Annotated in this window: 8 protein-coding genes, 1 tRNA gene and 1 pseudogene; 6 read left to right on the plus strand and 4 right to left on the minus strand. The window is 72.6% G+C overall.

Going from position 1 to position 6,771, the window contains the following annotated elements; all coding sequences use genetic code 11:
* Nucleotides 1-399 (minus strand): annotated as a pseudogene (locus AB0C29_RS26770) (hypothetical protein); the annotation flags it as partial.
* A 37-nt stretch (nt 400-436) separates the two neighbouring features.
* Nucleotides 437-510: transfer RNA gene (locus AB0C29_RS26775), tRNA-Cys, on the minus strand.
* Nucleotides 511-671: 161 nt separating this feature from the next.
* Between AB0C29_RS26775 and AB0C29_RS26780 the strand changes: the two genes are divergently transcribed.
* The gene (locus AB0C29_RS26780; protein WP_360825418.1) at nt 672-1,418 is read left to right on the plus strand and encodes a metallophosphoesterase; all 747 of its coding nucleotides are present in this window, start codon (nt 672-674) and stop codon (nt 1,416-1,418) included.
* Nucleotides 1,419-1,421: 3 nt separating this feature from the next.
* Nucleotides 1,422-2,042 (plus strand): LysE family translocator, encoded by a 621-nt coding sequence (locus AB0C29_RS26785; protein ID WP_360825421.1) that lies wholly within the window; start codon nt 1,422-1,424, stop codon nt 2,040-2,042.
* Here the strand turns inward: AB0C29_RS26785 and zwf are convergent.
* Entirely contained in the window at nt 2,031-3,422 is a 1,392-nt protein-coding gene (zwf, locus tag AB0C29_RS26790; protein ID WP_360825424.1) for a glucose-6-phosphate dehydrogenase, read from the minus strand. The genes AB0C29_RS26785 and zwf overlap by 12 nt on opposite strands.
* A gap of 204 nt (nt 3,423-3,626) precedes the next feature.
* On the opposite strand from zwf, the gene AB0C29_RS26795 reads away from it, so the two are divergent.
* Complete coding sequence (locus AB0C29_RS26795; RefSeq protein ID WP_360825427.1) at nt 3,627-4,388, plus strand: hypothetical protein; 762 nt, start codon at nt 3,627-3,629, stop codon at nt 4,386-4,388.
* A gap of 76 nt (nt 4,389-4,464) precedes the next feature.
* On the opposite strand, the gene AB0C29_RS26800 is transcribed toward AB0C29_RS26795, so the two are convergent.
* Entirely contained in the window at nt 4,465-4,596 is a 132-nt protein-coding gene (locus tag AB0C29_RS26800) for a hypothetical protein (protein ID WP_360825430.1), read from the minus strand.
* A 146-nt stretch (nt 4,597-4,742) separates the two neighbouring features.
* Here AB0C29_RS26800 and AB0C29_RS26805 point away from each other — a divergent pair, with 146 nt between their 5' ends.
* The 3 genes from AB0C29_RS26805 to AB0C29_RS26815 all read left to right on the plus strand — a co-directional run.
* Complete coding sequence (locus tag AB0C29_RS26805; protein WP_360825433.1) at nt 4,743-5,696, plus strand: helix-turn-helix domain-containing protein; 954 nt, start codon at nt 4,743-4,745, stop codon at nt 5,694-5,696.
* Nucleotides 5,697-5,774: 78 nt separating this feature from the next.
* Nucleotides 5,775-6,080 (plus strand): hypothetical protein, encoded by a 306-nt coding sequence (locus tag AB0C29_RS26810; protein ID WP_212988961.1) that lies wholly within the window; start codon nt 5,775-5,777, stop codon nt 6,078-6,080.
* On the plus strand, nt 6,077-6,771 hold a 695-nt coding region (locus tag AB0C29_RS26815), incomplete at its 3' end, for a phosphotransferase (protein ID WP_360825436.1). The genes AB0C29_RS26810 and AB0C29_RS26815, both read left to right, overlap by 4 nt.

The following is a 6,771-nucleotide window of genomic DNA, read 5'->3' on the forward strand; positions in this document are numbered from 1 at the left end:
TAGTTCCAGTCGTGCACCAGCAGCTTGGTGCTGAGCCCGGCGGCCTGCAGGGCCGGCAGCAGGTCGTTTTTGGCGAACGACTGTCCCGCGGCACGGCTCGTCGAAGCGCGACAGCACCACCGTGGCCTGCGGCACCAGCCGGCCCTCCGACCGGGGCAGGAACCGGCGCAGCAGGTCGGGGGCGAAACCGGCCAGCTCGGCCTCGATCCGCTCGGCGTGCCCGGCGCCGTAGGACGACGCCACCGCCCGCAGGTCGAGATCCACGTCGACGAGTGCGGCCGCGCAGGCCCCCCGCCAGTCACCGGCGAGCCGCCGCTCGGTGGCCGCGGCGATCATCGCGGGCGGCGCGCACAGGTTCAGCTCACGCCGGTACCGCAGGCGTTCCCGTCGCCGCTCCACGCCGACCCCTCCCGTCGCCGGACCTCCCCGCCGGAGGTGGCGGACCGGCCGGAATCGAACCGGCGTCCTCCGCATGTGCAGTGCGGCGCGACGACCTCTGCGCTACGGCCCGCCGCCGCAGGACTCTAGCGGCACCAGGACCGCGCTGTCCGCCCGCGTGGACCGGCTTTCCTGGGAACCGGCTTTCCTGGGAAAAGGGGCGGCGCCGGGATCGAGGCCGTTGCTAGCGTGCGCGACTGACGGTCGCCGCATCTGCCCGCAGGGAGCTGCCGATGTTCGTGCTCGCCCATCTCAGCGACACCCACCTGGACGACACCCCGGAGTCGGCGGCCCGGACCGCCGCCGTCATGGACCACCTGAACGCCCTGCCCGGGCCGCTGGACGCCATCCTGATCACCGGCGACATCGCCGACAACGGCCGCGAGGACGAGTACCGGCTCGCCGCCAAGCTGTTCGCCTCGCCGCTGCCGGTGCTGGTCTGCCCCGGTAACCATGACGTGCGGGACGCGTACCGCAAGGGTCTGCTGGGGATCGCCGAGGGCGGCACCGCCCCGATCAACAGCCGGCACGACGTGGCCGGCGCGGTCTTCCTGCTGTGCGACTCCAGCATCCCGGGCGCCGACGAAGGCCGGCTCGACGGGACCACGATGGCCTGGCTCGCCGGGCAGCTCGCGACCGTCCCGGCGGGGACGGCGGTCTTCGTCGCCTTCCATCATCCGCCGGTCGAGCTGCACCATCCGGTGGCCGACTCGATCCGCCTGTTCGACGCCGAGCCGCTGGCCGCCCTGATCGCGGCGCATCCGCAGGTCGTCGCCGTGCTGACCGGGCACGCGCACACCGCGGCGGCGAGCACCTTCGCGGGCCGGCCGCTGCTCGTGGCGCCCGGGGTCATCTCGACGCTGCGGATGCCCTGGGAAGGCCCGGGCCCGTTCGCGACCCGCAGTCAACCGCCCGGCGTGGCCTTCCACGTCCACGACGACACCGGCCGGCTGACCACCCACTACCGCGCCGTGGTCTGAGCCGTGCGCCTCGCCGCGGTGCTCGGCTTCCTCGCCGTCGTCGCCCCGATCAGCATGAGCCCGGGCACCAGCCTGACCCTGGTCGTCTCGGGGGTCACCATCTCCGGGCGGCGGCACGGCTGGTGGGTCGTCGCCGGCACGGTCACCGGCCTGTACGTGCACGGCCTGCTCGCCGCGGCCGGGCTCGCCGCGCTGGTGCTGCACTCGGCGCAGGCCTTCCGGCTGGTGCAGGCGGCCGGCGCGGTCTATCTGGCCGGCCTCGGCCTGTGGATGATCGTCTCGACGCTCCGCCGCCGGGAACCACCGCCCCGGCCGCGGCGGGTCGGCCTGAGCCACCCGTACGGCCAGGCGCTGCTGGGCAACGTGCTCAATCCGAAGGCCGCCGCCGTCTACCTGACCCTCGCGCCCCAGTTCCTGGTGCCGGAGCGCCCGGTGTGGGCGCCCATGATCGTCCTGGTCACCGCGCACGCACTCTTCGTCGTCGGCTGGCTCGGTGCCTGGATCTTCGTCTCGTCGGCGGGTGCCCGCCTGCTGCGCACCGACCGGGCCCGGCGGGTGATCAACCGGGTCGGCGGCGTGATCCTCGTGGCGCTCGGCATCCGCTCGGCGGCCTCACTGGCCTGACAGCCACCGGTACGGCGCCACCAGCTTCTTGGCCGCCGCCGGGCCCCACGAACCCTGCGGGTACTTCGCCAGCCGGGGAGGCGCGTCCAGGATCGGCTGCACCGCCCGCCACGCCGCCGACAGCCCGTCCGGCCGGGTGAACAGCGACCGATCCCCGAGCAGCACGTCGTGGATCAGCCGCACGTACGGCGGCAGCGGCTCGGCGTCCGGCAGCTCGGCCAGCGGCAGCTTGATCGTGGCCGGCTCGACCTGCAGCTCGACGCCCGGCTTCTTGGCCAGCAGCCGCAGCTCGATCTGCCCGTCGCCGGACAGCGAGAAGGTCAGCGCGTTCGCCTGGGCCGGCAGCCCTTTCAGCGGCCGGTCCGGGGTCCGCAGCACGACGGTGACCCGCTGCTCGCTGGCGGCCATCCGCTTGCCGGTGCGCAGCAGGAACGGCACCCCCTTCCAGCGCGCGTTGTCGATCCACAGCTTCGCGGCGACGAAGGTGTCCGTCTTCGACCTGGGGTCGATGCCCTTGACAGCCCGGTAGCCGTCGAACTGGCCCAGCACCACCTCGGCCGGGTCCAGCGGCCGGAACGAGCGGATCACCCGTTCCCGGGCGGACTGCAGGTCGGCGGCGCCGAGGCTGGCCGGCGGCTCCATGGCGACCTCGGCGGCGACCTGGAACAGGTGGGTGACGAGCATGTCGAGCACCGCGCCGGTCGCGTCGTAGAAGCCGGCCCGGTCGTCGACCCCGAGGTCCTCCGGGACGTCGATCTGCACGCTCTCGATGTGCTCGCGGTTCCACATCGCGGCGAACAGCTCGTTGGCGAAGCGCAGCACGTGCAGGTTCTGCGTCGCCTCCTTGCCCAGGAAGTGGTCGATCCGGTAGACCTGCGACTCGTCCAGCACGCCGTGCACGATCCGGTTGAGCGACCGGAAGTTGCCCGGCGAGGTGCCGAACGGCTTCTCGTAGACGACCCGCGCGCCCTCGGCCAGGCCGTGCTGCCCGAGCGCCCGGGTCAGCTCGGGGAAGGTCTGCGGCGGCACGGCCAGGTAGTGCACGAGCTCCGCCTTGGGGCCCAGCTTCTTGCGGGCGCCGTCGATCACGTCGAGCAGGCTGCCGGGGGAGTCGGTGGAGAATCCGCCGCCGGCGAACAGCAGCCGCTGCTCGAACTCGCGCCACGGGCCCTTGTCCGGGTGCGGTCCGAACTCGACCAGCACGTCGTGCACGTGCTGACGGAAGTCCTCGTGGGCGACGTCGCCGCGCCCGTTGCCCACCAGCACCCAGTCGGCGGGCAGCAGCCCCTCGATGGCCAGGGTGTAGAAAGCGGGCAGCACCATCCGCTTCGCCAGGTCACCGGTGGCCCCGAACAGTACGAACACGGTCTTCGTCGCCATGCCTCCAGCATTCACCGTTCGCGGGGCCGGTTAACCACGGATGGGCGTACCGCGGGTGTGACGCCGGACGCGCGCGCACGATGTGCCGAAAAAAGTCGCCGATATTTTGAACCGGTTGAATTCGCCGAAGATCTGAACCCGATCGCTATGCCTTCGCGTACTTGCTGCCGGAACGACATTGATGTCCGACGACGAGGAGTGGTGATGAGACTGCGACAGCGACGACGCATCGGGACCGGCCGGACCGGGGTCAACCGTAAGGCGATCGGCGGCGCGGTCATCGCTGGTGTGCTGGTGGTGGGCGGTGTCACCGGTCTGCAGCTCGCCTCGGCGGGTGAGCAGGCGCAGGCGTCGGAGATCGTGGTGGTCGACGGCCAGAACTTCGACATCGCGGGCTGCGAGAAATTGGAAATCAACGCGGGCGCCGTTGTCTGTGACGGCGAACCATTGGCGCCGGAGGACGAGATCGGTGCCGCCGAGGCGGCCGCCGCATCGGCGCAGGCGCTCGAGGCCGCCTGCGATCAGTTCGCCATCGATCAGGCCGCCGCGGATGAAGAAGCCGCCGGCGCCGCCGAGGAAGGCGCGGAAGAGGGCGCCGCCGGTGACGAGGCTGCCCCGGCCGAGATGTCCAAGAAGGCCAAGAAGGCCGTGGCCAAGAAGTACGCCAAGGGCATGGGCGCCGAGAAGGCGGCGGGCAAGAAGAAGGGCGCCGCCGCGGAGGAGGGCGCTGCCGGGGAAGGTGCCGCTGAAGAGGGCGCTGCCGGTGCCGAGGAGCTCGACGCCGCTGTCACGGACGCCCGCGCTGCTCTGCTGGTCGCCTGCCTGGACCTCTCCGGCGCCAAGGCCGCCGCGGGCGAGGCCGCCGGTGACGCCGGTGCCGGCGAGGAAGCCGGTGCCGGGGACGAGGCCGGTGCCGGCGAAGAGGCCGGCGCTGCCGAGGAGCAGGGCGCAGTCAAGAAGAAGTAGTCGCTGAGCACCGAACGGCACCGGCCTGTCCCGCACGTCATCCGCGGGACGGGCCGGTGCCGTGTTTCACCCGAGGTCAAAATCTGTCCGGCGTACGCACGCCGTCGGCGGTGGGCTTCCAGTCGCCGCTGTCCCGGCTGTCGAAGGTGAGCCCGGCTCCCGAGGCGATGGCGATGGCGATGAAGAAGAGAAGGACGGCGAATCCCATGACGGTCACACCCTTGTTCCGGCGGTTTCGTTGGCCGGTGCGCACCGGGTTGCTTGTTACCAGCATGGACCCGCGCCGAAGCCCCGGACAGTGGCAGAGATGCCATACATCTTCAAAATCCTGCCAGTACGCCGTAGGCTGGTCGCATGTTGCGCAGTGTCGCCGTGATCGCCCTTCCCGACGTGGCCGTCTTCGAGCTCGGAGTGCTCTGTGAGCTCTTCGGCTACGACCGCACCGCCGAGGGACTGCCGAGCTACGAGTTCGCCGTCTGCAGCGTCGACGGCGCTCCGGTCCGTACCCATGCCGGTTTCAGCATCTCGCCCGCCCACGACCTGGGCCCGGCCGACGAGGCCGACCTGGTCGCGGTCGTGCCCGGCACCAACGACCGGGAGCCGCCGGCCGTGGTCCTCGACGCGCTGCGCCGTGCCCACGCCCGCGGCGCCTGGGTGATGAGCGTCTGCACCGGCGCGTTCACGCTCGGCGCGGCCGGGTTGCTCGACGACCGCCGCTGCACCACCCACTGGCGCCACGCCGACGCGCTGGCGGCCCGTTTCCCGCTGGCCAAGGTCGACCCGGACGTGCTGTACGTGGCCGACGGCAACGTCATCACCAGCGCCGGCACCGCCTCGGCAGTCGACTGCGGACTGCACCTGATCCGCGAGGAGCAGGGCTCGGCGGTGGCCACGCAGCTCGCCCGCCGGATGGTCGTGCCACCGCACCGCGACGGCGGCCAGGCCCAGTTCATCGTGACGCCGGTGCTGCCGATCGAATGCGACACCCTCCAGCCGCTGCTCACCCACGTGCTGGAGACCCTGGACCAGCCGCACACGGTGGACACCCTGGCCGCGGAGGCCCACATGGCGCCGCGCACCTTCGCCCGCAAGTTCCGGGCCGAGACCGGCGCGACCCCGCACGACTGGCTCACCGGCCAGCGGGTGCTGCTGGCCCGGCGGCTGCTGGAGGAGTCCGACCTGGGCATCGACACGATCGCGGTACGGGCCGGCTTCGGCAGCGCCGCGACGCTGCGGCACCACTTCGGACACCGGCTGGACACGACGCCGCAGGCATACCGGTCGATGTTCCGCACCCGCACCCACTGACCCGCCCCGCCGCGCCTCCGTGGTGGCGGCCGGGACGATGATCGGCACTCGATACCATGAGCGCCGCATCGGAGGTGCATGGTGACGGACGCGACGCGGTCGCTGCGGTGGTACGGCGGGCTCGCCGTGCTCTTCTTCGGCATCGGGCCGGCGGTGATGCTCACGCTGCTCGTCGTGCAGGGCCGGACCCCCGGCTCGGTCGGGGTGCTGCTCATCTTCGGCATCCCGCTGGTGCTGCTCGCCCTGGTCATCGCCGGGCTCGGGCTGACCGGCTCCGACCCCGAGCTGACCAGCCGCCGGATGCACCTGGCCATGGCCCTGGTGGCCGGCGCCGACGTGCTCATGCTCGGCGGCAACGCGATCATCCGGATGATCGCCGAGTGATCTTCCGGCGGGCCCTGCCGCTCGGGCCCGCGCTGCGCGACCGGCTGGGCCGGCCGCGCCGGGTGCGGACCATCGCCAGCAGCCCGCGGTCGCGGGTCTGGCGAGCTGAGTTCGCCGGTACGCCCGCAGTGGTCAAGCAGATCGTCGGAGGCGCCGACGCGGCCCGCCGTTTCGACCGGGAGCTGACCGCCCTGCGCCTGGCCGGGGCCACCCGCCCGGCCGTCGTGCCCGAGGTGCTCGCCGCCGACCCGCAGCGGCGGGTGCTGGTGCTCGAACACCTCACCGAAGTGCCCGACGGCGAGCCCTGGGCGATCCGGTACGCCACCGCCCTCGCCCGCCTGCACGCCCTCAGCCCCGGCGACCTGCCCGCCGACACCGGGCCCGCGCCGCGCGATGTCCGGGCGTTCCTCGACCTGGCCGGCGCGCTGGGAGTGACTGTCCCGGCCGGCGCCGACGACGAGCTGGCGGCCCTGCTCGAGCGCCTGCGGGCAGCCGGAACCGCGGCGCTGCTGCACGGCGATCCCTGCCCCGGCAACGAGATCACGACCGCCGGTGGCATCCGCTTCGTCGACCTCGAAGGGGCCGCCGCCGGTGCCGGGATCAACGAGCTCGCGTACCTGCGGATCGGCTTCCCGACCTGCTGGTGCGTGCGGGCCACGCCGGAGCCGGTGCTGCTCGCCGCCGAGCAGGC

Source organism: Actinoplanes sp. NPDC048791, from assembly GCF_040650095.1.
Classification (GTDB): Bacteria; Actinomycetota; Actinomycetes; order Mycobacteriales; family Micromonosporaceae; genus Actinoplanes.